General features: G+C 46.9%; 26 protein-coding genes, 1 tRNA gene and 1 other RNA gene. 8 read left to right on the top strand and 20 right to left on the bottom strand.

Translation table 11 applies throughout. From position 1 onward, the window contains the following. Positions 1 to 239: 239 nt before the first annotated feature. Both QZZ54_RS08915 and QZZ54_RS08920 read left to right on the top strand, forming a co-directional pair. Positions 240 to 626: a hypothetical protein gene (locus QZZ54_RS08915; protein WP_290701800.1), complete on the top strand. Its 387-nt coding sequence runs from the start codon at positions 240 to 242 to the stop codon at positions 624 to 626. A gap of 79 nt (positions 627 to 705) precedes the next feature. Beyond that, positions 706 to 1,203 carry a pyridoxamine 5'-phosphate oxidase family protein gene (locus tag QZZ54_RS08920; RefSeq protein WP_290701803.1) on the top strand — a complete coding sequence of 166 codons (498 nt, stop codon included), beginning with the start codon at positions 706 to 708 and terminating at the stop codon, positions 1,201 to 1,203. A gap of 48 nt (positions 1,204 to 1,251) precedes the next feature. Here QZZ54_RS08920 and QZZ54_RS08925 read toward each other — a convergent pair whose 3' ends face one another. From QZZ54_RS08925 to QZZ54_RS08960, 8 genes are all read right to left on the bottom strand, one after another. Further along, complete coding sequence (locus tag QZZ54_RS08925) at positions 1,252 to 1,452, bottom strand: DUF2788 domain-containing protein (protein WP_290701806.1); 201 nt, start codon at positions 1,450 to 1,452, stop codon at positions 1,252 to 1,254. A 126-nt stretch (positions 1,453 to 1,578) separates the two neighbouring features. Then, positions 1,579 to 2,550, bottom strand: coding sequence for an ATP/GTP-binding protein (locus QZZ54_RS08930; protein ID WP_290701809.1), 972 nt, complete (start codon positions 2,548 to 2,550; stop codon positions 1,579 to 1,581). A 166-nt stretch (positions 2,551 to 2,716) separates the two neighbouring features. After that, a complete protein-coding gene (locus tag QZZ54_RS08935) occupies positions 2,717 to 3,223 on the bottom strand; it encodes a disulfide bond formation protein B (RefSeq protein ID WP_290701812.1) in 507 nt (168 codons plus the stop codon). Positions 3,224 to 3,284: 61 nt separating this feature from the next. Then, a complete protein-coding gene (locus QZZ54_RS08940; RefSeq protein WP_290701815.1) occupies positions 3,285 to 3,929 on the bottom strand; it encodes an SGNH/GDSL hydrolase family protein in 645 nt (214 codons plus the stop codon). A gap of 16 nt (positions 3,930 to 3,945) precedes the next feature. Continuing rightward, positions 3,946 to 4,608 (bottom strand): TIGR02466 family protein, encoded by a 663-nt coding sequence (locus tag QZZ54_RS08945; protein WP_290701818.1) that lies wholly within the window; start codon positions 4,606 to 4,608, stop codon positions 3,946 to 3,948. 9 nt (positions 4,609 to 4,617) lie between these two features. Next, positions 4,618 to 4,860, bottom strand: coding sequence for a TIGR02647 family protein (locus tag QZZ54_RS08950; RefSeq protein WP_290701821.1), 243 nt, complete (start codon positions 4,858 to 4,860; stop codon positions 4,618 to 4,620). A gap of 472 nt (positions 4,861 to 5,332) precedes the next feature. Beyond that, a non-coding RNA gene (locus tag QZZ54_RS08955) (RtT sRNA) lies at positions 5,333 to 5,461 on the bottom strand. A 50-nt stretch (positions 5,462 to 5,511) separates the two neighbouring features. Further along, a tRNA-Tyr gene (locus QZZ54_RS08960) sits at positions 5,512 to 5,595 on the bottom strand. Positions 5,596 to 6,034: 439 nt separating this feature from the next. Here QZZ54_RS08960 and nrdA point away from each other — a divergent pair. The 5 genes from nrdA to QZZ54_RS08985 all read left to right on the top strand — a co-directional run bounded on the left by nrdA (position 6,035) and on the right by QZZ54_RS08985 (position 10,705). Then, positions 6,035 to 8,302 carry a class 1a ribonucleoside-diphosphate reductase subunit alpha gene (gene nrdA, locus QZZ54_RS08965; RefSeq protein ID WP_290701823.1) on the top strand — a complete coding sequence of 756 codons (2,268 nt, stop codon included), beginning with the start codon at positions 6,035 to 6,037 and terminating at the stop codon, positions 8,300 to 8,302. A 102-nt stretch (positions 8,303 to 8,404) separates the two neighbouring features. Continuing rightward, positions 8,405 to 9,535 (top strand): class Ia ribonucleoside-diphosphate reductase subunit beta, encoded by a 1,131-nt coding sequence (nrdB, locus tag QZZ54_RS08970; RefSeq protein ID WP_290701827.1) that lies wholly within the window; start codon positions 8,405 to 8,407, stop codon positions 9,533 to 9,535. Next, positions 9,495 to 9,827: a 2Fe-2S iron-sulfur cluster-binding protein gene (locus QZZ54_RS08975; protein WP_290701829.1), complete on the top strand. Its 333-nt coding sequence runs from the start codon at positions 9,495 to 9,497 to the stop codon at positions 9,825 to 9,827. The genes nrdB and QZZ54_RS08975 overlap by 41 nt, the downstream gene beginning before the upstream one ends. A gap of 465 nt (positions 9,828 to 10,292) precedes the next feature. Further along, complete coding sequence (locus QZZ54_RS08980; RefSeq protein ID WP_290701832.1) at positions 10,293 to 10,430, top strand: DUF2986 domain-containing protein; 138 nt, start codon at positions 10,293 to 10,295, stop codon at positions 10,428 to 10,430. Next, positions 10,427 to 10,705 carry a VF530 family protein gene (locus tag QZZ54_RS08985; RefSeq protein WP_290701834.1) on the top strand — a complete coding sequence of 93 codons (279 nt, stop codon included), beginning with the start codon at positions 10,427 to 10,429 and terminating at the stop codon, positions 10,703 to 10,705. The genes QZZ54_RS08980 and QZZ54_RS08985 overlap by 4 nt, the downstream gene beginning before the upstream one ends. A 34-nt stretch (positions 10,706 to 10,739) precedes the next feature. Here the strand turns inward: QZZ54_RS08985 and QZZ54_RS08990 are convergent, their stop codons facing one another. The 12 genes from QZZ54_RS08990 to cysD form a co-directional block, all read right to left on the bottom strand. Further along, entirely contained in the window at positions 10,740 to 11,786 is a 1,047-nt protein-coding gene (locus QZZ54_RS08990; protein WP_290701837.1) for an MBL fold metallo-hydrolase, read from the bottom strand. 160 nt (positions 11,787 to 11,946) lie between these two features. Further along, positions 11,947 to 12,276: a helix-turn-helix transcriptional regulator gene (locus QZZ54_RS08995; RefSeq protein ID WP_290701840.1), complete on the bottom strand. Its 330-nt coding sequence runs from the start codon at positions 12,274 to 12,276 to the stop codon at positions 11,947 to 11,949. Positions 12,277 to 13,409: 1,133 nt separating this feature from the next. Then, a complete protein-coding gene (nth, locus tag QZZ54_RS09000) occupies positions 13,410 to 14,042 on the bottom strand; it encodes an endonuclease III (protein WP_290701842.1) in 633 nt (210 codons plus the stop codon). A gap of 209 nt (positions 14,043 to 14,251) precedes the next feature. Then, a complete protein-coding gene (locus tag QZZ54_RS09005; protein ID WP_290701844.1) occupies positions 14,252 to 14,377 on the bottom strand; it encodes a hypothetical protein in 126 nt (41 codons plus the stop codon). Positions 14,378 to 14,839: 462 nt separating this feature from the next. Continuing rightward, positions 14,840 to 15,553 (bottom strand): electron transport complex subunit E, encoded by a 714-nt coding sequence (locus QZZ54_RS09010; RefSeq protein ID WP_290701846.1) that lies wholly within the window; start codon positions 15,551 to 15,553, stop codon positions 14,840 to 14,842. Between the two features lies 1 nt (position 15,554). Further along, the gene (rsxG, locus tag QZZ54_RS09015) at positions 15,555 to 16,208 is read right to left on the bottom strand and encodes an electron transport complex subunit RsxG (RefSeq protein WP_290701849.1); all 654 of its coding nucleotides are present in this window, start codon (positions 16,206 to 16,208) and stop codon (positions 15,555 to 15,557) included. Beyond that, positions 16,208 to 17,251, bottom strand: coding sequence for an electron transport complex subunit RsxD (rsxD, locus tag QZZ54_RS09020; RefSeq protein WP_290701853.1), 1,044 nt, complete (start codon positions 17,249 to 17,251; stop codon positions 16,208 to 16,210). Before rsxD ends, rsxG begins: the two co-directional genes overlap by 1 nt. A 67-nt stretch (positions 17,252 to 17,318) precedes the next feature. Next, positions 17,319 to 20,315: an electron transport complex subunit RsxC gene (gene rsxC, locus QZZ54_RS09025; RefSeq protein WP_290701857.1), complete on the bottom strand. Its 2,997-nt coding sequence runs from the start codon at positions 20,313 to 20,315 to the stop codon at positions 17,319 to 17,321. After that, positions 20,312 to 20,911 (bottom strand): electron transport complex subunit RsxB, encoded by a 600-nt coding sequence (rsxB, locus tag QZZ54_RS09030; protein ID WP_290701860.1) that lies wholly within the window; start codon positions 20,909 to 20,911, stop codon positions 20,312 to 20,314. The genes rsxC and rsxB overlap by 4 nt, the downstream gene beginning before the upstream one ends. Before the next feature lie 9 nt (positions 20,912 to 20,920). Continuing rightward, positions 20,921 to 21,502, bottom strand: a complete 582-nt coding sequence (gene rsxA / locus QZZ54_RS09035; protein ID WP_290701863.1) for an electron transport complex subunit RsxA — start codon at positions 21,500 to 21,502, stop codon at positions 20,921 to 20,923. Between the two features lie 217 nt (positions 21,503 to 21,719). Beyond that, complete coding sequence (gene cysN, locus QZZ54_RS09040; protein ID WP_290701867.1) at positions 21,720 to 23,438, bottom strand: sulfate adenylyltransferase subunit CysN; 1,719 nt, start codon at positions 23,436 to 23,438, stop codon at positions 21,720 to 21,722. Between the two features lie 179 nt (positions 23,439 to 23,617). Next, positions 23,618 to 24,535 carry a sulfate adenylyltransferase subunit CysD gene (gene cysD, locus QZZ54_RS09045; protein ID WP_290701870.1) on the bottom strand — a complete coding sequence of 306 codons (918 nt, stop codon included), beginning with the start codon at positions 24,533 to 24,535 and terminating at the stop codon, positions 23,618 to 23,620. A gap of 421 nt (positions 24,536 to 24,956) precedes the next feature. On the opposite strand from cysD, the gene QZZ54_RS09050 reads away from it, so the two are divergent. After that, a complete protein-coding gene (locus QZZ54_RS09050) occupies positions 24,957 to 25,742 on the top strand; it encodes a sulfite exporter TauE/SafE family protein (RefSeq protein WP_290701873.1) in 786 nt (261 codons plus the stop codon). Position 25,743 lies beyond the last annotated feature (1 nt).

Consider the following 25,743-nt stretch of genomic DNA (forward strand, 5'->3'; position numbering starts at 1 on the left):
CGCTGACTGAATTGCATCTTTGTTGCTTTGTGTTGTATCAGTTGACAGCCATTTATTCGTTTTAGCGTTAGCTTTGGTGCTTTTTACCGCCAGAGTATAGGGCGCTCCTATGATAGTCAGGCTGCAATCTGCTTCCAGAGTGAATATAAGCTGTCCATACAGGAATGGTTTTAACTAAAAATTGAACTGAACAACTAATTTCTTCCTCTACAATAGGCGCGAGGCTATTTTCAGCCTTGATGCAAAACCAATATTATTTTGATGAGGAGAGTCGTGTGCTTCCAATGGGAACAATTATGACGGGATGCATGGTGATAGGAGGGCTATTTGCGACTCGATTACCAGTATTGCGTACAGTGCAGAAATTACCTGCTTGGTTTAGAAAAACAATGGCGTTTGTGGTTTTTTCAGCGGGCAGCTGGAATGTATTTTGGTATGCCATGCAGCATTATGCTGAGTTTTGGGGTATGGCGGCCCTGATTTCTGGCTGCTTAATGTTACTAACCTCGGCATATATCTTTAACGTTAAGTGCTTACCGAGTTTTCTGCAAAAGATGCGTCCAGGTGTTTTGTTTCTGCTGCTATGTTGCGCAGTTTTATATGGGACTACTATTTATCGGTTATGAAAATGTTGCCGCTTAGACGTTAGTCTTCCGTCTTATGGGCATATTTATAACCGGGGAATCAATTAAAAGAGAATGTTAAATGAGCAGAAAGGAAGAACGGCAAGCGCCTGAACAGGCAGGGCAACAGCTGATCAATTTGCTCGAACGGTGCAAAACGCTGCAGCTGGCTACTTTGGGTCAAGATGGGCCAGAAGCCAGTTATTCGCCCTTTCTTTTTGACGAAGGAGTGTTGTTTATATTTGTGAGTCAACTCGCCAGTCATACGCAAAACCTGATTAATTCATCGGCGGTGGGGGTGATGCTGATTGAAGATGAGACAGATAGTCGTAATCTGTTTGCCCGAAACCGGATGACTTTGCAGTGCCATGTTTCAGAGGTGAAGGTTGATGCGAAGGCTTATGAACCGGTGATGGATCTCTATCGTCAACGACATGGGTCTACTGTCGATCTTTTGCGTACCTTGCCTGATTTTGTGTTGTTCAGATTGACCCCTGTTCGTGGGCGGCTGATATTGGGGTTTGGCCGGGCGTTCAGAATAAATTTGCCGGGTTTTGAGCTAGAAGCGATCGAATCATAAGCCAGCCTGAGTGACCGCAAGGAGGGCCTCTTTAGCTCGTTTTATCCTTTAGCCTTCTATCATATAAACAGCAACCGATTTGACCAGGAATGCAGCCAAGCCTAATCCCAGAGCAAAGAACAAAACCGCAGTGCCAAATTTGCCGGCCTTCGATTTTTTAGCCAGATCATAGATGATGAAGAATATATAAGCGGCGAAAATCACAAGGCCAACGTTGAGTGTTATCGTTTCAATTTCTGCCAGACGCACTTGAAAGGTTCCTTAGAATAAAGTGTAAAAAGGTCAGGAATTGTACAGAGACAGGTCTCCTAAGTGCAATCGGTCTGAAGTATAAACATCGGATAGTTAAAGATGTTTTCGATATAAACTTATATATCATGCACTAATAGGCGAAGTGGATTTGCTCCACTGCATGAGGTTATCGATCTCTTGCTTGAGCGATAGCATGCTTAGCTGGCCCTTACAGTGAATTCCCAATAGTTGATTGTCAGCCACCAAGACCGTGAAATGATCACCGGACTGAGTACTCAGGTGAAAGCTTTCCACGGCGCCAAAATCATCGACTCGTCGGCGTACCCGGGGGATTTCAGACGAGAACTGCTGGAGTATGTCGAGTTCTGTTTTTTCGAGGGAGGAGTACTCTGCTAGGTTGTCATTGTTGATCAGTGCGGTGCCGGTGACCTGATCAATTTTTTCAATATCATTAACGAGCCCAGGCGTAAATACCGGGAACTGTGGGGCTGTTGAAAACAGCTCATCAATACTCATTTCCTCTTCAGATTCCCATGCAGAAGAAGAGGGGGAGGCCTGAATTACGGGCTTTTCAGACTGCAGGACCTCATCAATTAGCATATGTATATCTTCAGCTCTTCGGGCATCAACAAAAAAAAGTGGTGCGTTGATTTCCAGCTCAGCTAGCCAGCCTGCATAATCTGACCGGGATGGCGTTTGTATCAGGTCGCTTCCGGTGATGCCGATAACTAATCGAACTTTAGGATTGTAAGTGCGGAAATTTTGCAGGTAAAACTCAAGATCCTGGCGGGGATGATTACGGGCATTATCTAATAACATAATATGTCCACTGCAATCGTGGGCAAGTTCTGTGGTAATCATTTCCCACATAAACCGGAACCGTTCCTGTCCCGGTGTCCCGTAAAGGTGGATACGTTCATTGCCGGTATCTAGTAATGCGTAATCCATGGCAACGGTAGTGCTTTTTTTACGTCTGACACTGCTATCAGATACACGGGCGTCAGTCGTAGCATTGTCGCTATGGGTGACAGCGTCAATGGCAGTGGTTTTTCCTGCCCCGACCGGGCCGAAGAAAATGATTTTCTTGTCCTTCATGTCTGCATAAGCCTGTCCATATGGGTCGCGCATCCACCTGATTTTTCTCTTATCGAACTACAACGGTTTTCCACGGAAATTAAAAGAATCGGTGAGTAATACCCCTGAGTTGATTGTTTATGCCCATATCAGAGTATATGGGCATACGATGGATTGGAAGGTTCATTCAGGATTTTCTAATTAAAGTGACTGTTGTGAAAATAGTGGTCAGAATTGCCAGTCCAGATGCTAGCAGTAATCCCTCGGCCATGGTAATTCCAAACAGTAATTCAGGGGTCCAGCCACAAAGTTCCCAGGGCTCGAAAATAGAGGGAAACCATTGGTCTAGTGCAAACCAGTCGGGCAGGCCAGCACCCATAGTACAGCTACCCTCGATCAGATTACGCTCAATGGCAAATGTCATCCAGGAACGTTCACTCAAACCGATTGCAGCAATAACAGTCAGTGCGCTTATGAAAATACTAAGGGGTCGGCTGTTTCTACATAGCAGTCCCACGACACCGAGCAGGATAAAAGCCATCACCCAGATTCGTACATGGATACAAAGCACGCAGGGACCGTAGTCCAGACCATACTGGAAATAAAGAGCTATTCCTTCCATCGCGAGACCTGTGAGTATCATGGCCAGCCAGTACCACTGACTACGAACGAAGCAGGTGAAGGTGTTGAGCATGGTTGTTCCTGTATTTGAAAAGAATGAATGATCTAGTCAGATTAATAATCGTAAAAGAAGTTCAGTTAGCGCTGAAAATATCAATGACCTGCTGCTTTATTGAGATCGCAAGTTGTTGATGTTGTTCCAGATCCAGATGTATTCCATCAACCCTGCTGGCGTTGATTACTGTGCCTGCATCAAAGAAGTAACACCGGTTTTCACTCGCAACCCGTGCAAGTTCCTTGTTAAAACCGGGCCACTTTAACTCAGCTCCCTTGAACTTAGCTGCTATGGCCCCTTTAGGACAGGTGATTGGAGGAGGGCTGATCAGTAGGATTTCAGGCATCGGCATGCCTGGCTCAATAGGCGCTTTGCGAACAATCGGTATCAGCGCGGCAACCCCTTGAGCGGCTTCCGCTGCTTTGAAATTATGAGAGCTCTGGAAATCATTGTTACCCAGCATGATGATAACGAGGGCTAATGGTGAATTGATTTCGATGCGTTGTTGCAGGCCTTTCAAACCGTTTCTTCCCGGCTTGAAAGGATCGTCCAGAACTGTTCTGCGACCATTCAGGCAATCTTCAATGACCCGGATGCTTTTGCTTTCTTTTGACAGGAGTTGTTCAAGCTTTCCAGGCCACCTCTGGTGGAAATCAAAACGGTTACGGCTATTGGGAATGATGCCCCAGCTGAGTGAATCTGCGTAAACCAGAATCTGTTTCATTGAGGGCTCCGATATTCTATTCCTGAAAATGAATCTGACTATTGAAAGCGATAACTACCCTATCTTTTTTGCTGAAGTAGGGCATGGCTGCATGTTTCAGGTATGAAGGAAATATGACTACCTGTCCTTCTACCGCTTCGAAATCCCAACTGCCGGTTCCATTAAGATAAGCGGTGCCGGCATCCAGATACTGATCAGCGCCGTGACGAGGGTCGTAGAAGCGGTTGATGCCGTTTCGACTACTGATGTCACACTCACCAGCATCCACATAGTAGATGCCGCACCAGGAGCAATTAGGGTGGGCATGAGTATCGTGGTAGCCGCCGTTCTCAGTAACATGAAACCAGGATTCAACAATATCTGCTCGCGCCTGAGCACCTTCCGGCCAGAAAGGTTCATTAACGGCGCTGGCAACGGTGATAAGCATGTCTTCAATAAACTCTCGAAGCTCTCCTATCACCGATTCCGGGCGTTGAAGAAGATCCAGAGTGCTTTCATAGAGAGCATGCTTGGCTGTAGGTGCAACCTCACTCTCTATGGCTTGCTGCTGGTTATCCCTAAGGTTGTAAATCAGTTTTAACAGTGGCTCACGGATATCGCTGTGCAGTGGATTTTGCACGGTGAACATTTGGGTTTCCCAAACGTTGATATCTTCGATAATGATTTCTGGTTGATCCATAGTCGGGTTTTATTTTCCAGAATCCAGAATATTTAAAAGAGCGTGGGCCTTGTCTGCTGCTTCATGGCCCAGAGGGGTTAGGTAGCCACCGTCAAACAAAGTGATCAGTTTTTTATCAAATAGACGTTGTGTTGAATTCACCAGTTCAGGCGCAGCTACGTCATGATGAACTTTCAATCCCTGATGATCGCTGCTCTGGCTAAACCGAATAAGCATGTTGATCTCTTCAAGAATGTCGTTTGTGCAAGGCATATTGTGATTCTCCAGACGCTATTACATATTTCCCACACATTGGCACAGGATAACGACAAGGTACAGAGGGTGAATGAATTAATCTGCAGGTTATTGATGTGAGGAGGGGCTTTAAAGCAGTGGTTCGATGTCCGAGCGTCATTAAGGTGCGTGACTTGTCCGTTGTCCGGAAGAGCGCTGTTAGGTTGGAGGGAGCAGATGGCTAGTAATTGCTGTTACTAAGATAGGGTTCAATTGAATAGGTTGTTGGATTAGTCGTGAAGAAGCTGCTTGAAGCTTTTGACGTTGCAGACAGAGTAATTGACGAAGTCGCGTCTAGGTGGATTACCGTTGCGAAAAGAGCGCACAACGTTGTCTCCGTTCGCAGGCTCACTTCGGCTCAAACCACCTTCGGTGGTGCGAACTCATTACCAAACGATAAAAACAAAAACGCCCCGCGAAAAGCTGCGAGGCGTTTTTGTTTTTAATTCGATGGTGGTGGGGGGGGGATTATTCCCCTTCGGGCCGTTGCGAAAAGGCGCCGCAACGTTGTCTCCGCTCGCAGGCTCGCTTCGGCTCGAACCACATTAGTGGTTCTCATCCCCCCCCATCAAATATTGGAGGCACAAAAAAGCCCCGTTGGTTAACGAGGCAATTTCGTATCGAATTCGATGGTGGTGGGGGGTGGATTCGAACCACCGAAGCTCGCGCGTCAGATTTACAGTCTGATCCCTTTGGCCACTCGGGAACCCCACCACAAGGAGCGCGTATACTATTGATTTGTGACCCGGCTGTAAAGCAGAAAGAGCAAACTTTTTGCACAGATTGGTAGGGTATTTTGATCATTATCAAAATTTATGAATTTTTTGATTTTAATTAAAATTATTCAATTTTTAAGTAATTTTCTGTAACGCTGATGGCACGGGCTTTTGACCAAAATTTAGCGTTTGGCTACACCCATAAAAAGTCAAAATCAAGTATTGTAATTAACTCGTTTATATCTATATTTAGTGGCTGTTGTTTTGGCGCGCACAACATGTAGTGTGCTTAACCGGTTACTGCTACAAGTCAGTCGTTGGGTCAAATTCAACATCAGGGATTTTTAGGTCTAATGGATCAATGAGCCTAGTCCCGCCCTTGAAAGGCCATTTAAGAAGCCTTCATACACCATAATTTTCAGACTTGGGAAAGCGAAATGCAGGACATATTGGTAACGAAACGGGATGGTCGTCAGGAAACTCTGGACCTGGAGAAAATTCACCGAGTAGTTATCTGGGCCGCACACGGCCTTCAGAATGTCTCAGTCTCTCAAGTGGAATTGAAGGCACATATTCAGTTTTACGATGGCATTAAAACCGCAGATATACACGAAACACTGATTAAATCAGCTGCGGATCTAATCTCAGAAGATGCGCCGGATTATCAGTACCTGTCAGCACGTCTTGCTATCTTTCATCTGCGTAAGCGCGCTTTTGACAGCTTTGAGCCCCCACATCTGATGACCCATGTGGCGCAGATGGTCGATGCTGGCCGTTATGATAAGCACCTGATAGAAGATTATAGCGAAGACGAGTTCAATCAGCTTAATGAATACCTTGATCACGGTCGGGATATGAACTTCAGCTATGTTGCAGTTAAGCAGCTGGAAGGTAAGTACCTGGTTCAGAACCGTGTCACCCACGAGATTTATGAAAGCCCGCAGATTCTATATATGTTGGTATCTGCTTGCCTGTTTGCTAACTACCCGAAAGAGAGTCGCCTGGAATACGTTAAACGTTTCTACGATGCCTGCTCTCTGTTTAAATTGTCCTTGCCTACGCCAATTATGGCGGGTGTGCGAACGCCGACACGTCAGTTCAGCTCCTGTGTACTGATTGAGTCTGGCGATTCACTTGATTCGATTAATGCAACCGCGAGTGCGATTGTTAAATATGTCAGTCAGCGTGCAGGTATTGGTATCAATGCAGGTCGTATTCGTGCGTTGGGTAGCCCTATTCGCGGTGGTGAAGCTTTCCACACTGGTTGTATACCGTTTTATAAGTACTTTCAGACCGCTGTGAAATCTTGTTCGCAGGGTGGCGTCCGTGGTGGTGCTGCAACTTTGTTCTATCCGTTATGGCATCTTGAAGTTGAATCGTTATTAGTTCTTAAGAACAACCGTGGTGTTGAAGAGAACCGAGTTCGTCATCTGGATTATGGTGTTCAACTGAATAAGCTGATGTACACCCGTCTAATCAAAGGCGGCGATATTACGCTGTTTAGTCCCCATGAAGTTCCAGGGCTATATGATGCTTTCTTTGCCGACCAGGATGAGTTTGAGCGTCTGTATGTGAAGTACGAGCAGGATGAAAGTATCCGTAAGAAGACCATCAAAGCGGTTGAGCTATTTGGTATTCTGGCTTCGGAGCGTGCATCGACTGGACGGATCTATATTCAGAATGTTGATCACTGTAATACTCACAGTCCGTTCGATCCTAAGGTTGCACCGATTAAACAATCAAATCTCTGTCTCGAGATCGCACTGCCAACGAAACCGATGAATGATATCAACGACGAGAAGGGCGAAATTGCACTTTGTACTCTGTCGGCATTTAATCTGGGAGCATTGGAAAGTCTCGATGAGCTGGAGAATCTGTCTGATCTGATCGTACGAGCATTAGACAGCTTGCTGGATTATCAGGACTATCCGATTGAAGCTGCCCGCACAGCCTCTATGAACCGTCGTACTCTTGGGGTAGGTGTAACAAACTTTGCCTATTATCTAGCGAAGAATGGCGTACGTTACTCTGATGGTTCTGCTAACGGTCTGGTCCACAAGACTTTTGAAGCGGTTCAGTATTACCTGCTGAAAGCGTCTAATCAGCTTGCTAAAGAGCAGGGCCCCTGTAAGTTGTTTAACGAAACGAATTATGCGAAAGGCATTCTGCCGACTGATACCTATAAGCGTGAAGTAGATGAGTTCTGTGATGAACCGCTGCACTACTTCTGGGAAACTTTACGTGAAGACATCCGTGAGTTTGGTTTGCGTAACAGTACCCTGACAGCGCTGATGCCATGCGAGACATCTTCTCAAATTACCAACTCGACTAATGGTATTGAGCCGCCACGCGGTTATGTTAGCGTCAAGGCCAGTAAAGACGGTGTGATGAAACAGGTGGTTCCTGATTATGCTGAACTGAAAGATGACTATGAATTGTTGTGGGATATTCCTACCAATGAAGGTTATCTGCAGCTGGTGGGTATCATGCAGAAGTTTGTCGACCAGGCGATCTCTTCTAATACCAATTATGATCCGGCTAAATTTCCAGGTGATAAGGTGCCGATGAAGCAGCTGCTAAAAGATCTGCTTACCGCTTATAAATACGGTGTTAAAACGCTCTACTACCATAACACCCGTGATGGCGCGACCGATCAACATGATGATATGACAGGTAGTTGTGAAAGTGGTGCCTGCAAGCTTTGATGCTGGCAGCACGAACTGTGTGAAGAATTCCAGGCCGGTGTGTCACAACCGCCGGTCGTTAGTTTTGTCACCCTGTAATCAGGGCAAGAGTATCGAGACGAAATGCTATATTCAACGTTTGATCCAACTTTCAATGATGCCACTAAAGAACCGATGTTTTTCGGTCATAGCGTCAACATCGCCCGTTACGATAAACAGAAGTACCCGATTATTGAAAGGCTGATTGAAAAGCAGCTTTCTTTCTTCTGGCGTCCTGAAGAGGTTGATCTGTCGACCGATCGTAAAGATTTCATGGTGATGCCAGAACATGAGAAACATATATTTCTCAGTAACCTGAAATATCAGACCCTGCTTGACTCTGTGCAGGGGCGTTCGCCTAATATCGCTTTTTTGCCGATAGTTTCTTTGCCTGAACTGGAAACCTGGCTGGAAACCTGGTCCTTTAGTGAGACTATCCATAGTCGTTCATATACTCACATTATCCGTAATATCATGACGGAACCGGCTGATGTATTCGATGAGATTGTGACTAACGAAGAGATCGTTAAACGAGCCAAGAGTGTTACCAAACTGTACGATGAATTCATTGAGATAATGACTATTTACATGATTCAGGGGGCTGGTCAGCATACTATCGATGGTAAGACCTACGATGTCAGCATGCGAACCCTGAAAACCAAGCTCTATCTGACCTTAGTCTCTGTAAACGTACTGGAAGCGATCCGTTTCTACGTTAGTTTTGCCTGTTCTTTTGCCTTCGCAGAGCGCGCGATTATGGAAGGTAACGCTAAGATCATTAAATTGATTGCCCGGGATGAAGCACTGCACCTGACTGGTACGCAGTTTATGTTGAATGTATTGGCCTCCGGTGCCGACGATCCTGACTTTAAAGAGATTGCCAAAGAGTGTGAACCACAGGTTTATGAGATCTTTAGAGAAGCGGCTGAGGAGGAAAAAGAGTGGGCTGAATATCTCTTCAAAGATGGTTCTATGATCGGTCTTAATGCTCGTATTTTGGCTGACTATGTTGAATATATTACTAATGTGCGGATGAAAGCGCTGAACTTGAAAGAGATTTTTCCGGCTAAGCAAAATCCGCTACCATGGATGAATGCGTGGCTGGTCAGCGATAACGTGCAGGTTGCACCGCAGGAAGCTGAGATCAGCTCGTATCTGGTAGGAGCGATTGATAATGAAGTGGCAGATGACGACTTCGACGATTTCGACCTCTGAGGCTGAAGGACCTAAGGAACAGGTGATGTCTGGAATTCCAAGAATAAAAGTTAATCATTACAGTACTTTTTTCTATCAGTATGAGTTTTCTCTACTGGATGCGCTTGAGGCACAAGAGATTCCCGCACCTTATAACTGCCGTGGTGGTTACTGTGGTTGCTGCCGGGTTCGCCTGATTGAGGGCGAAGTTGAAGAGGTTCAGGATGCGCTATATGACACCGTGGGTGATGAAATTCTGGCTTGTTGTATGAAACCAGTTTCCCATGTCGAGATAGAAATACCAGAAGATTAAACTCATTTGGAACCTTTAGGTTACATGATTGATAATGAGCGGTTACCTACGTGGGTAATCGCGCTATCCTGCGAAAGTTCTTCACAGCCTTCTAAGCTTTTCCTTAAGTCTATAGATTGTGCGATGCACAGGACTTAGATCGTTTCTGTGGTGGCCGCTAAGTGATTGAAAGATAATAGACTATATTTTATACAGCTGCTTTTCTAAACAGATCGCTGAAGTCCTTATATACCGTGCCTCAGGGCAGGTTGTAAAATAGTAATGCACTGACTTATCCACAGAAAATGTGCATTTTATAATGCTTGATACGTGGCTGTTTTTCTGGGTTTTTTATTCGCAGAGCAGCGTTAATAGTTTTATCAATTCGATCGATTCTGTGAACTGATCTCTAAACTCCGGTAGAATCACCGGTATAAGACTGAAATTGATTTTCCAGGCAGATGTTGCTCTGAGAGAGATGGGAATATGAACAAAAAGAAGAAAATTAACTCGATACTGAGAAAGCGAGCGAAGCGAGTGTCAGATCGCTTAAAGATTTCAAATAAACCTCGTTATGTTTCAAAAGCTGAAAGGGAACGTTTGGCTGAACAGGCCGAGGCATGAGCGAAGCACAAGGAACGGGCTCTCAACAGCAGAGCGCTCAGAAAAATAACCCATTACATGGGGTTACTCTGAAGCAGGTGGTAACCGAGCTTGAGGCTGAATATGGTTGGCAAGAGCTGGCTTCACGCATCGACATTCGTTGTTTCAAAAGTGATCCCAGTATTAAATCGAGTCTGAAGTTTTTACGTCAGACACCCTGGGCCCGTGAAAAGGTTGAGGGGTTGTGGATACGCCTACAGGAAAGTAAAAAAATCTGGGGATCTCCTGTAGAGTGAGAGTCTGATTATCTCATTCATCTACTGTGTTTATCTAATCCGGCTTGGTTACAGGGTAGTCTTGGCCTTGCCAGGAGTTAAATCCCCCGTCGAGCGCTACTGCTCTATCAAACCCTAGTTCTTTAAGAGTTGCTGCAGCAAGAGTGGATATTTTTCCATACTCACAGTAAGTCACGATCCTTAGCATTGGATTTGGCAAGAGCTCATTAACTTTAAGTTCCAGCTGTCCCCGTGGAATGTTAATTGCACCGGGAATATGCCCCTCTAGAAAAGCTTGCACCTCCCTGACATCGAGCAAAATAAAGTCCGCTGATTTTGAATTTACTCTCTTTGCTACTTCAGTTAATGACATAAAAGGTACTTTTTCAGCTGCTTCGGCAATCATCTTCGCAACCGTTTTTCCGCCGGAAAGGTTTGTTCGCAAAGCTTCGGTCAGGTGGTCTGGCATACTGAGGTTGAGGCTATTCATCTGCTTAATAAAGCCCGTTTGTTCGGTTATCTGAAGTCGCCGGTTATAGGCAAGTTCGTTAGCGATAGTAGAGTGCTTTTTGTCGCTGTAGATATGGGCGGGATAGACACGGGTATCGGGGGGTAAAAGTAATAACTTATTAAACAGGCTGTGATATAGCTTGCTGGGATCTCCTCCGGGTAGGTCACTGCGTCCTGTTCCACCTAGCAGGAGGGTATCGCCGGTTAGTACGCTGTCATTCACTACAATACAGATAGAGTCTTCCGTATGGCCAGGGGTATGCATAATCTCCAGTTTGAGGTTGCCTAATCGTATCATTTCACCGTCATTAACATGAAACGAGACAAAGGGGGCTGGGCTGCTCCGGTGCATGATGACCGGCACTTTTAGTTGTGATGAGAGAGTCTGGCTGGCGCTGAAGTGATCGGCATGTGTGTGAGTATCTATCAGGTAATGAAGACGTAACCCTTCTTTATTCAGTAAAGCCAGGTAGTTGTCCTGCATGGATAGTTCAGGGTCAACAATGATTGCGCTGCGTAGTTCACTGCAACCGATCAGGTACGACTGACAGCCGCGTTCAGTTGCAATTTGATGAAAGACTACCGCCATCATCTATCTCCAATAGAGTTTAAGACTCAGTATAGCAGCAGGCAATGTAGGAGATGTAAGGCTGACCCTGGAATACAGTCAGGTCTTGGGTTTTACCTTTGTATGCCTTTAATGAGTCCCTGTCTGCTGATAGCTTATTTATCCTTTTTACAAAGATGAAAGGCTACTCTAGAGATAGTATTTTAATAATCCTTCCCATGCGCTTTTTCATCGAAGGAGAGAGCCGGTCATAGTTATGAACTAACTGTTCTTGTTGGATGGTCAAAGGACGATTTCGATTTTTTGTACCGCACAGATACCATTCCACTGAGACGCCATAGGCTTCGCATAGACGAATGACATCATCCAGATTGCTGGGCTCAGCTCCGGTGGGAGATTCCCATTTTTTAATAGTTGAAAGCGACTTATACAGCAAAGATGCAATATCCTGTTGCGTCAGACCCTGGGTTAGCCTGGCTCGCTTCAGTCGTTCAGCTCTTTCTAAGCGGTTCATTATGATTGATGATCTTATAAACTGATTTGAGAGTCACTTAAAGTGTAACGCGCTTATTTCATACAAGCGTTTAAGTGTAAGCTGCTGCTACCTCTCTTTACATGTATCCCTTAGCGCTATAGATTCCTTTCTCCGCTTGGTTGTCTCTGTTGAACTTATACGCTGAACAGAAGCAAGTGGATTTCCGGTGACAGTTAAGTTGTCGTTGTCGGAATGCTGCCGGGACCCCCGGCAGCATCTTTAGTTAGTCAGTTCATATCGATTACAGTTCAATGGAAGATATGAACAAGGTCCTTGCTCTTTTTAGTATCCCCATCTGATTTCTCAGACAATTTGAAAAGGCCCCAGATATTTCGCTGCGCTGTCTTTCACACATATAAACGTTCTATTGCCCGCAGAGCACAGATCAGACTTATTAATACCTTGATTAGTAATTGCTTATTTCTGATGTCTTATAGATCAGTTGGTTACGCGAGCCAATTGATTTAGTGCACAGCCTAAATACTTTAAAATTTATCTTGCATAAATAATAAAACGAAAGTTTGATATAAAGCTATTGAATTATTTAACTTATTGAAAAATAAAGGAAAAATATTCATTGTCGTTTATGTGTACGATTTGTTTCAGTGCCAATAACCACGGGCGTTTTAGCCACTTGCCCCAATATTACTAACAGAATTATCCACAGAAAATGTGCACAACCACAGCAGTTGATAACTACACTTGAAAACGCAGATAGTTATTCATATATGCTTTAAATTACTAAGGTTTGATGGGCTTTGGTAAGTCTGCTTATTTACACTGATATCGATCAATCTATGTTGACTAAAAGGTATGAAAGTCCTCCCTGTATAGAAATTTAAATTTTAGAAAAAAGGAGGGGGGTGAAGATGAAGCCGAAGAGACGCAGGTCGCGTTAAGGTTGATTAATGATTAGTTTGATAACAAGGTTCATTTCCTGCTGGCAGTAGAGAAAATGAGACAGAATGCGAAGACGAATCGTGCAGTTACATAAGACAAGTGAAAGCCTATAAAGAATGGATTAAAGCAATCGGCACTAGTGATGTCTGTAACCCGTTGGGCAAAGAGCTGGTTAAATACATATAAGACGAGACTAAAAGAGGTTGAAAGGGTTATTCAACCTTTTCTTTAAACTCACAGAGGTCTTCAATAAGGCAGGAACCGCAGCGAGGCTTTCGGGCAATACAGGTGTAACGGCCATGCAGAATAAGCCAGTGATGAGAGTCTATTAGAAACTCTTTAGGGATAAAGCGCATCAGCTTCTTTTCTACCTCAAGCACATTTTTACCCGGGGCTATTTTAGTTCGGTTTGAGACCCTGAATATGTGAGTATCGACGGCCATAGCCGGCTGGCCAAATGCAGTGTTCAGGACAACATTAGCGGTTTTACGCCCGACACCGGGTAGCGCTTCAAGGTCTTCCCTGTTCTCTGGAACTACAGAGTTATGTAGATCGACCAGCATCTTACAGGCTTTGATCACATTCTCAGCTTTAGCGTTATATAAACCTATTGTCTTGATATATTCTTTGAGGCCGTCCACACCCAGCGCGTAGATCGCTTCAGGGGTGCTTGCCACTGGAAACAGCTTGCGGGTTGCCTTATTTACACTGACGTCTGTAGCTTGCGCTGAGAGCGTTACAGCAACCAATAATTCGAATGGACTGTTGTATTCCAGTTCTGTTTTTGGATTAGGGTTTGCTTCTCGCAGACGGGTAAAAATTTCGTGGCGTTTTGCGGCGTTCATAGCTTCCAGAATAGTAGTGATCTGATTGGAAGGTTATGTTATCCGGGACCGGAGCTTCGGGCAACTCCTGTACGAGGTCTGTGCTCCGCACATAGCTAGACGTTGCTATGCAACTTTCTGATAGTTAGGGAATACGTCGTGGTATGTATTGAAGAGTGAGTTGCTTTCAAGATCTGGATTGACCCTGAAAGTATAGAAGTGAAAAGTGCTTAGTGATGGTGTTCGCCTAGTAGGTTAGCGTTATCTCCTTTTAATCGCTTAGCTGCCTTTTTCTCTTTAGGTGTCAAAAGTGGTTTTTTCTTAGACTCTTTTTTACTGTTCTTATCTTTACTCATTTTAATACTCCAGGTAATGGTTAAATAGTTAACAAAAAAAACCACAAGCATCTGATTTAAATAGATAAACATAACAACTGGTTTTACGTAAATTAACTATACAGTTGAGACGTTCGCGAGTGGACATAGCCGAGGCTACACAGGAGAGATTAGGAATTAGTGCAGGAAAGACAACTCATAGTAGCATGTATGGAAGAGAACGGTGCTTCGCACCTGGCTAGGCGTTAGACGCCATTGCGTGGATTGTTAGAAAAAACGTATGAGCGGGCTGTCTTGATTGTTGGCTTATCTGTATATGTCGTTATCTAAGCCAACTGTAAGTGGTTTCTTTATCGGTGAGGATTTCAACAAGGGGGAAAATAAAAAGCGACTATAACGTCGCTTTTCTACTTTTTCTAGCTAGCGGCAAAGTCGCATTCGAGCCTCTAGAAAACTGTGTGGCAATATCTGATTCGTTGCGTTCTATGAAATATTCCCTGTTACCCTTACCCGCTTAGACTCTCCGGAACTCACCGACACTTGAGGCCCTTTACGCTTCTCTTCTAAACGTTTGTCTATAATGTTTTTCAGCGCGATGAGTAGTCCCATGCCGACAAATGCACCCGGTGGCAGGATGGCGAATAGGAAACCGACGTAGTCTTCGACGATAACGATTTTCCAGCTTTCGGCAGCAGGCCCAAAGAGTAGCTGCATATCGGTGAACAGAGTGCCAAGCCCGAGAATTTCGCGCATACCGCCGAGAATCATCAGAACAGCGGTGAAGCCGATGCCCATCATTGCGCCATCGAGCAGGGAAGCCCCTACCGGATTTTTGATAGCAAAGGCATCTGCGCGACCCATGATGGCGCAGTTGGTTACGATCAGCGGAATAAAAATGCCGAGTATGGTGTAAAGCTCGTAGGTGAAAGCCTGCATCAGCAATTCGATACAAGTTACAAATGAGGCGATGATCATCACAAAGATGGGCAGGCGAACCGATTCAGGTACAAATTTACGGAACATGGAGATGGTCAGGTTAGAGCCCATCAAAACGATGGTGCTGGCAAGGCCTAGTCCCATTGCGTTAACAACTGTGCCGGTAACCGCCAGTAGAGGGCAAAGGCCGAGCAGCTGTACCAGCGCCGGGTTGTTGTCCCAGAGCCCATCCAGGGTGATCTTTCTGTAATCATTGGCCATCTTATTCTGCTCCAGCCGGCTGTTGAATCAGTTTTTCTTTGTTCTCTAACAACGCGGTTTTATGTTCGCGGAAGTAGTGGATTGCGCGACCTGTTGCGTTAACTATCGCCCGGGGGGTGATAGTTGCACCGGTAAACTGATCGAATCGGCCGCCATCTTTTTTCACTGCCCAGCTGGGGTCTTCATCGCCCTCATAGTGCTGCCCATTGAAGTTTAGCACCCACTCTGACTTTTTAAGCTCGACTTTGTCACCCAATCCCGGTGTTTCTTTGTGGGCAAGTACTCGTACTCCAGCGATGCTTTCATCGGCGTTAATACCGACAATCATCTTTATCTTGCCGGTGTAACCGTCGGGGGCTACTACCGGTAGGATGACGGTCACCACCTTGCCATCGCGGCGGGCGAGGAATGCATCAACGGGCTCTTCGCTGGCGGTGAGTGTTGGTGCATTAACGGTATAGGTATCTTCCAGGAGGTTGTTGTCGATACTCTCTCTGGGGACTATCTCATAGAGCGCTTTAGCGCGAGCCTCTCGCTCATTTGCTAAAATTTTATCTTTGGTAGAAACCTGGGTCAGAGCAATGGCGCCTGAAGTGATGACGGCAAAAATACTCAGGCCAACGGCACTGTTGCGAATAGCGGTCAACATTTCCATTATTTAGCCCCCCGATTCGGCTTGGCATGGCCATAGCTACGAGGTTGAGTGTACTGATCGATAAAGGGTGCGCAGAGGTTCATCAGCAGGACAGCAAAAGCAACGGCGTCGGGGTAGTTGCCCCAGGTACGGATAATAAAGATTAACAGTCCGATACCTGCGCCAAACCAGAGCTTGCCTTTGTTGCTGGTGGCTGAGGTGACCGGGTCAGTAGCGATAAAGAAGGCCCCCAGCATGGTCGCACCGACCGTAAGATGGAAAAATGGGTCAGGGAACTGATCAGGTGCTATCAGGAAAAACAGAGTAGATATCAGTGTCAAACTCCCTAGCATCGCAACCGGTGTGTGCCAGGTGAATATTTTCCGGTACAGCAGGAATACACCGCCCATGACGTAAGCAGCGCTGACTGCATGCCAAGCGCCGATGCCGTTAGCCAGTAGTGTGCTTTCTGTCCACATCTCTTCAGTTGTGAAGCCGCCTCTGTGACGCATAATATCAAGAGGGGTGGCCATCGTATGGCCATCTATCGCAGCAGGAATCGATGAAAAAATGGCGCTAAGAGTATCGCTTAGCGAGAGTACCGCCCAGCCTTCGCCGGACATCACAAAGGGCGCTGCCCAGCTGGTCATCTGTACGGGGAACGAAACCAGTAGTAAAGCGTAGGCAACCATAGCTGGGTTAAAGGGGTTACTGCCCATGCCACCGTACATCTGCTTAGCGATGACAATTGCGACAATAATGCCGACCGTCATTACCCACCAGGGCGCGAAGGGAGGTAAAGCCAAGCCTAATAATACAGCGGTGACCACCGCACTGTAATCGGTGAGGTAAAAACTGACCGGGCGACCGCGTAGCTTTACTACAGCAGCTTCAAGACTTATCGCGAGAAGAGTTCCCCAGATTACCTGAATCAGTGTTCCCCAACCGAAGAAGAAGGTCATAGCCGCTAAACCGGGCAGGGTCGCTAACAGCACGGTAAGCATCACGTTACCGGTGCTACCGGAACGGTGGGCGTGTGGTGATGTAATTCTGATCAATGACATTCTATTTTCTCAGGTCTAACCGTGTTGTTTGTTGGCAATACTTATTCAGTACAAGACTCAGGCCAGCTTATTCAGAAAAGCGTTCCAGAGTGGCATTGAGCTTTTCAGCCTGGGCCCTGATTGCCAGAAGCTCTTCTTCGAGTGTTTGCTTGCCATCGTCTTCTGCCTTGGTCAGTGCACGTTCCGCTTTAGTGACGGCTGCTCTTGCCAATGCGGCATCAATCTTAAGTTGCTTCAGGTCGATACCTTCCTGGGCAGCAGCTGCGATCAACTCTGCCTCTGCTGTATCGTAGGTTGTTTTGGCAGTGCCATGACGCAACTTAAGCTGATCTATCTCTGCAATAAGCTCAGAAGCCAGGGCTGATTCTTTTTCATCTTCAGATAGCTCAGCAAGCTGCTTTTCCGCTTTTTTCAGCTTGGTTCGCATAATTGAAACCTGTTGCTTAAGCGCTTTCATATCCAACGCTTCGCTCTGCATCTGCGTTTCATCTTGCTTAGCATCTGACTTAGTTGTTATTGCTGTCAGCTCATCTTGTAGTGCTTTGAGTTTATCTTTCAGTTTATTAACGCCGACGGCCATCTTGTCTGCTGCGGGACTGCCAGACTCTACGGCTGTTTTCCAGGCGGCTTCACCTTTATCAACTTTAGCCTGCATCGAGGCGATATCTGCTTCCAGTTCAGATGTGTCGATTACCGGCGCTGCTGTTGCGATAGCAGAGCTTTTTGCTGCGGCCAGTTCATCCTGCAGCGCTGTCAGTTTATCTTTTAGCTTTGTGACACCGGCAGCCATCTTGTCTGCTGCGGGGCTGCCAGACTCTAGGGCTGTTTTCCAGGCGGCTTCACCTTTATCAACTTTAGCCTGCATGGCAACGATATCGGCTTCCAGTTCGCATGTGTCGATTACCGGTGCTGCGGTTGCGATAGAGGCGTTTTTAATTGCTGCCAATTCATCCTGCAGCGCTGTCAGTTTATCTTTGAGCTTAGCGACACCGGCAGCCATTTTATCGGCTGCGGGACTGCCAGACTCTACGGCAGTTTTCCAGGCGGTTTCTGCTTTATCTACTTTGCCCTGCATGGCAACGATATCGGCTTCCAGTCCTGAGGTGTCCAGGGCTATGGCTGGTGCTGAGTTATCCTTACCAGACTCAGCATTCTCATAGACCTCTGTTGCTTTAGCTGTTCGTTCTTGAAGTGTCACTACCTGAGCTTTAAGGGCGCTAATGTCACCTTCGCCACTGGCTTCCGCATCGGCCAGTTGTTTTTCGGCCTTTTTCAATTTGGTGCGGGCGATAGCGGCGTTATTCTTTAGATCTTTCAAGCTGCTAGCTGGAGCCGCTACAGGAGCTTTGGCCGGTGCGTTCTGAGCCTGTTGATAAGCCTGTTCCGCTTTGTCTGATTTTTCCTGCAGTTGTATTACTGTAGCTTGAAGGGTGTCGACGCCTTCTTGACCTTTATCCTTGGCGTTTGCCAGTGCTTTTTCTGCTTGTCTTAGCTTGGTGCGGGCGATCGCTGCGTTGCTTTTCAGCTGTTTTAGATCGGGTTCAGAAGATTCAGCATTGGCCGTTGAGGCGGGTTTCGGGGTCAGTGCTGCATCTTTCTTAGCGGCTTGTGCGCGGGCTGCATCGGCGGCGCGCTGCTTACGGCGCTCCTCTTTCTCGACTTTCGCGCGCTCAAGGCGTTCAAGGCGGGCTTCGAAGCGGATTCGTGCGTGATCAGATTTACGCTGCTCGGCATCCTCTTTACGAATTTCAGCTTTGGCAAAGCGATAGTATTGCACCAGCGGAATGTTACTTGGGCAGATATAGGAGCAAGCACCACACTCAATACAATCAAACAGATTGTGGTTGCGGGCTTTATCGAATTCACGACCTTTGGCAAACCAGTGCAGCTGTTGTGGCAGCAATTCAGCAGGGCAGACCTGTTCACACATACCGCAGCGAATACAGGCTTGTGCCGGAGGTTGAGGAGGCATCTCCTGAACGCTACCAGCGATAACGCAGTTGGTGGTTTTGATCACCGGTATCTGTTCGTCTTCGACCGTGATTCCCATCATCGGCCCACCGACAATAAGACGGTACATCTGTTCACGATCAACGTCAGAATGATCTAGCAGATCAGCAAAGCGTGTGCCGATCCTTACTTCGTAGTTTTGTTTGTGTCTGGCGGCTTGTCCGGTCACCGTAACGATTCTGGAAATCAGCGGCTCACCATAGGTAACCGCTTTAAATATCGCCGTTGTGGTGCCGATGTTCTGGCAGACAATGCCGACATCCGCCGGAATCTTCCCGCTGGGAACTTCAATCCCGGTGAGTAGTTTGATCAACTGTTTCTCGCCACCAGAGGGGTATTTGGTGGGGGTGATTACGATATCAAGGTTGAGCGTGCTGTTGTCTAGTGCGGCATGCAATGCACGGATCGCCTGAGGTTTATTGTCCTCAATGCCGACCATGATGTGCAGTGGTTTGAGCAGGTGGGCGATGATCTCAATACCGCCCAGAATCTGCTCAGCTCGCTCCCGCATCAGCATATCGTCGGCAGTGATATAGGGTTCACACTCGGCGGCGTTGATGATCAAAGTGTTGACGATATGATCATCACCAAGGTGCAGTTTTACATCGGTAGGGAAGCCTGCGCCGCCCATGCCCGCTACTCCAGCCTGGCGGATAAATTCAATCAGTTCAGGTTTAGGTAGCTGGGTGTAGTCTTCGAGTCCCTGGTGTTCAATCCATTCATCGTTGCCATCGGCTTCGATAATCAGGCAATCTGCCGGCATACCGGACATATGGGGGACGGGGTGTGACTCAATTGCGGTCACTACTCCGGAAGTAGAGGCATGGATATTGGCACTAATGCGACCGATCGCTTCGGCTACCAGCTGGCCTTTGAGAACTCGCTCACCGACTTTAACGACTGGGTCAGCAGGCAGTCCGATATGCTGTTGCAAAGGCAGCACAATTCGTGACGGAACCGGCGCCATAGTGATCGGGGCTCCGGTTGATTGTTTCTTGTTTTCTGGTGGATGTATGCCGCCATGGAAACTGTGCACTCTTACGGTATTCTTCATACTTCAGCCTCCAATGCGATACCCGGGTGGCGATCTGTGGCGATCAGCTCAATACCGGGTTTTGGGGCTGGCCACTGCCAGCTGTTGAGAGTGGGCGCAATTGGGAGCATATCAATACAGTCAACAGGGCAGGGTTCGACGCAGAGGTCGCAACCGGTGCATTCAGATTCAATAACGGTGTGCATCTGCTTAGCGGCACCCAGAATGGCATCCACAGGGCAAGCCTGGATACATTTGGTGCAGCCGATACATTCATCTTCACGGATATAGGCGACGGTCTTAATCTGTTCTTCGCCGTGTTCAGCATCTAGCGGAACGACTTCTACATCCAGTAAGTCTGCCAGGGCTTCAATGGTGCTTTGGCCGCCGGGTGGGCATTTGTTGATCGCTTCGTCGCTATTAACAATCGACTCAGCATAGGGACGACAGCCGGGGTGTCCACACTGTCCACACTGGGTTTGTGGCAGCAGGGAATCGACCTGATCGACCAGAGGGTTACCTTCAACCTTGAAGCGAATTGAGGAATAACCCAACAATATGCCGAATACCAAGCCTAGTCCTAATAATACCAGAACGGCAATTAATACAGCGCTCACGGTAACTCCTTAAAACTGAACCAGGCCGGTGAAGCCAAGAAAGGCGAGTGACATCAGGCCAGCTGTGACCATCCCAATAGCGGACCCTTGAAAGGGCACGGGTACATCGGCAATCGCTATTCTTTCCCGCATGGCGGAGAACAGAATCAGTGCCAGTGAAAAACCGACAGCCGCACCAAAGCCGTAGACGATGGAATCGACAAAACCGTTCATCTTTTTAATGTTTAGAAGAGCAACACCGAGAACTGCACAGTTAGTAGTAATCAGAGGGAGAAATATCCCTAACAGCTTATAGAGGAGGGGGCTGGTTTTGCGCACCACCATCTCAGTAAACTGAACCACCACTGCAATCACTAAAATAAAAGAGATCGTCTTCAGAAAGGTGATATCCAACGGAGCTAGCAGGTAAGTGTATACAAGGTAGCTGCAGACCGATGAGAGTGTCAGTACAAAAGTGGTGGCGAGCGACATCCCCATCGCTGTTTCAAGTTTATTGGATACGCCCATGAAGGGGCAGAGTCCCAGAAACTGAACCAGTACGAAGTTGTTCACCAAAACGGTGCTGATAATAATTAGCAGATATTCAGTCATAATGTTGTTACATCATCACCGGCGCTGTCACTACCGGGCTTGCCTTAAAATTAGAAAGTTCTAAAGTTTAACGATTTTAGAGGCTATCCGGTATAGCTTTCTGCTTAATATGCCCCAATTTTTCGCAACTGCGTAATAAATCGAGGTCTTTATAACAAAGTTAACCGGATCTGACTTGCATCAGACCCGGTTAGTCTACCGGCAGAGCTGTTCTGGATTAAGCTGCGCCTTGCAGGCGAAGCAGTTCCAGAATGGCATTAACCTGAGTCGTAACCGGCTGTTCAGAACCGTTTAGGCGAAGATCAGCCTCAGCGCCATCAAGGTCAACAAGCAGTGTTCCTTCTGGTAACGCACTGTCGGTTGCTTCAGCCAGTACAATCAGCCCGTTTTCGTTCAGCAATGTTGCAACAGCATTCAGCTCGGCTGGCAGGTTGTTGCGATTCAATAGCGCCACGGCACGTCCCTGAGTAAACAGTTGGCGTTCAAGAGTGAATAACAGGGTGTCGCGTTGCTGTTCAGAACCACCACGGATAGCCAGGGTAACGGCTTTCTGGCCATAGCGACGCTCTCGATCAGCTTTAGTGATGCTGGCGTTACTGGTGATCAGGGAGTCACTTATCTCATTTTCTGAGGCGCTATCGGCCGCAATCATGCCGGCTGCTACTGTGGAATTAGTCAGGCGGTCAACAATGATAAAAGATCCGGTTGTGTGGTGGGCGCGGTAATCATCGGTGACAACCGGGCGCTCCAGTGTGATCTCACAGCGGGCGATCTCATTGAGCTTTAATGTCGCAGCGGGGTGTGGCTCCTGAGTGTTTACGTCAACACAGTAGCGGATACTGGTAATACCGCCAGCGATAGTCTGAGTAGCCAGCTTAATATCGTACTGTCGACCGGGCATGAGTTCCTGCTCAGCCATCCAGACAATCATCGCATCAAAACGATTACTCACCTGAACGTTATCGCTACTATGGACCAGCATGTCTCCACGGCTGACATCGATCTCATCTTCCAGTGTCAGCGTAACTGACATTGGCGGAAAGGCTTCCTGAATCTCACCATCAAAGGTGACAATCGATTTAACCCGGCTAGTTTTGCCTGAAGGTAGTACGGTAACTTCATCGCCAGGACGAACAATACCGGAACCCAGAGTGCCGCAGTATCCACGGAAATCCAGATTAGGGCGGTTTACATACTGGACAGGAAAGCGCAGCTCATCAAAGTTCTGATCGTTAGCTATTTCGGTGGTTTCGAGAAACTCCATCAGTGGAGCCTCTTTATACCAGGGCATGTTATCGCTCAGGTTTACCACGTTGTCGCCGTTCAGTGCTGACATAGGCACGAACTGAATATCCTTCAGATCCAGATCAGCGGAGAAATCTATATAGTCCTGCTTGATCTGCTCATAACGCTCTTCGCTGTAGTCCACCAGATCCATCTTGTTGATAGCAACGATAGTATGTTTGATGCCCAGCAGGGAAACGATAAAGCTGTGACGCTTGGTTTGTACCTGTACACCGTGACGGGCGTCGATCAGGATGATGGCCATATCACAGGTAGAAGCACCGGTCGCCATGTTGCGGGTGTACTGCTCATGCCCCGGGGTGTCCGCGATAATAAACTTACGCTTTTCGGTAGAGAAGTAACGGTAAGCAACATCGATAGTGATGCCCTGTTCCCGTTCTGCCTGCAGGCCATCAACCAGTAAGGCGAGGTCCAGCTCTTCGCCGGCATTACCCATCTTAGCGTTGTCTGCGTGCAGTGCTGCCAATTGATCTTCGTAGATCATTTTGGAGTCATGCAACAGCCGACCGATTAGGGTTGATTTGCCGTCATCTACGCTGCCGCAGGTGATAAAGCGCAATAGTTCTTTGTTTTCGTGTTGTGCCAGATAAGCTTCGATGTCGCTGGCGATCAGATCTGAGTGATGACTCATGATTGTATTCCGTATTCTTAAATTCTGTACTTGAAGAGATTATCGTATCGGTAACGGCTAAAGCGCTTGAGTAATGCTAACAAGGCGGAGAATGGTAGGAAGTGCTCAGTGTACCTATCAATAAATAGGTGAGCATTATCGAACCAGTCTGCAACGCCGTTGCAGCAAACTCAGACGTTTTAGAAGTAGCCTTCCATCTTCTTCTGTTCCATTGATCCAGCGCCATCGTTATCGATGACCCGACCCTGGCGTTCTGAAGTGGTGGTTAACAGCATTTCCTGAATGATCTCAGGCAGTGTTTGAGCTGTTGAATCCACCGCGCCGGTCAACGGGTAGCAGCCCAGGGTGCGGAAACGTACCATCTTCATCTCTGGTACTTCGCCCTCTTCAAGCGGCAGACGATCATCATCAACCATGATATCAACACCATCACGGGTAACGATGGGACGTTTAGCAGCAAAGTAGAGCGGTACAATTGGAATGCTTTCAAGGTAGATATACTGCCAGATATCCAGCTCGGTCCAGTTAGACAGCGGGAATACACGGATGCTTTCGCCTTTGTCTATTTTAGTATTAAAGGTATTCCACAGCTCAGGGCGCTGGCTCTTTGGATCCCAACGGTGATTCTTGTCACGGAATGAGAAGATGCGCTCCTTAGCGCGGGACTTCTCTTCGTCGCGGCGGGCACCGCCAAAGGCTGCATCAAACTTGTACTTGTCCAGAGCCTGTTTAAGGCCCTGGGTTTTCATGATGTCGGTATGTTTTTTGGAACCGTGGGTAAAGGGGCTGATATTCATATCAACACCTTCCTGGTTAGTATGGACAAGCAGCTCCATACCAGCTTCTTTAGCCATCTTGTCACGGAAGCTGATCATTTCTTTGAACTTCCAGGTAGTGTCCACGTGCATCAATGGAAACGGAGGCTTGCCTGGGTAAAAGGCTTTACGGGCCAAGTGCAGCATGACTGCAGAGTCTTTACCAACTGAGTAAAGCATGACCGGATTTTCGAATTCCGATGCTACTTCGCGAATGATATGGATGCTTTCAGCTTCCAGCTGACGCAGGTGGGTCAGTCTGTGTTCCGGCAATTGACTCATTTTATTAACTCTTTCTACCTAATATGACAAAAATTTTCTAGCACGCAACAGGCTTTAAGTCTTTACAGACTGGCAGGCTTAAGGCGCACGGATCCTTATATTGGTCGGTATTATCGCAGATTTGTCCTTAAAATCAAAAAGAATATGTTGGAATGTTTTAGTAACTTTTTGGAATAAGAAGAGAATGGTGAAAATCTTCAAGAAAGTGTCTCGCAACCTAATCGCTAGCTTTACGTATAAATACATACGCATAGGACAGCTGTGGATTCCTTTAGATCAAAAAGTAATTAATAAATTTATAATTATTATTTTGAGTTATAAGAGAGCTTTCGTTATTATAGCGGATTCTAATTTTGCGGCGCTCCGTCTGAATAGCGGAAGCCATTATATATGACAGCCTTTTAGGCAGCTGAGAACGTTGATGGAAATTGCTTACAGCTTTGCCGGCCTGGTGGTTGGTATTATTGTTGGACTAACAGGAATCGGTGGTGGTGCATTAATGACGCCGATTCTGATTGTTGTCTTTGGTATTCCACCGGTAACGGCGGTAAGTACTGATCTGTTGTATGCGGCCATTACTAAATTTGGTGGAAGTATTACTTACACTCGCAAAAAGTTAGTCGAGTGGAAGGTAGTTTTATTGTTGCTGGGTGGTAGTATTCCCGGCGCTCTTTTCACTCTGAATTATCTGGAAGGTTTAGGTGGTCTTGAGAAGATAGAGCACCTGATGAATATTACGCTGGGGGTGTCGTTGGTTTTAACCTCGATAGCGGTTTTCTTTCGGACTAAGATTCGCAACTCGGTTGTTAAACTTAAAGGGACTGCCTTTGAAAAGCATGGTCGCCGCTATCGTCCCTACGTAACTTTGTTGATGGGAATTATATTAGGTAGCTTGGTAACGCTGTCTTCAGTCGGTGCCGGGGCGCTGGGTACAGCACTGCTGATTGTTCTGTATCCGAGAATGAGTATGCAGAGCATAGTGGGTACCGATCTTGTTCATGCGGTGGTTCTGACCGGTATCGCCGGAGCTGGCCATTATAGTATGGGTAACGTGGATCTCTGGTTGCTTCTGTATCTGGTCATAGGTTCTCTGCCGGGGGTTTTTCTTGGTAGTCATCTCGGTAGCAAACTGTCGCCACGTGTTATCCAGCCAATTATGGGTACCTTGTTGCTGGCGATCGGTATGCGGTTTGTATTGGCTGGTTAAG

The sequence above is a fragment of the Amphritea sp. genome (assembly GCF_016744155.1).
GTDB lineage: Bacteria > Pseudomonadota > Gammaproteobacteria > Pseudomonadales > Balneatricaceae > Amphritea.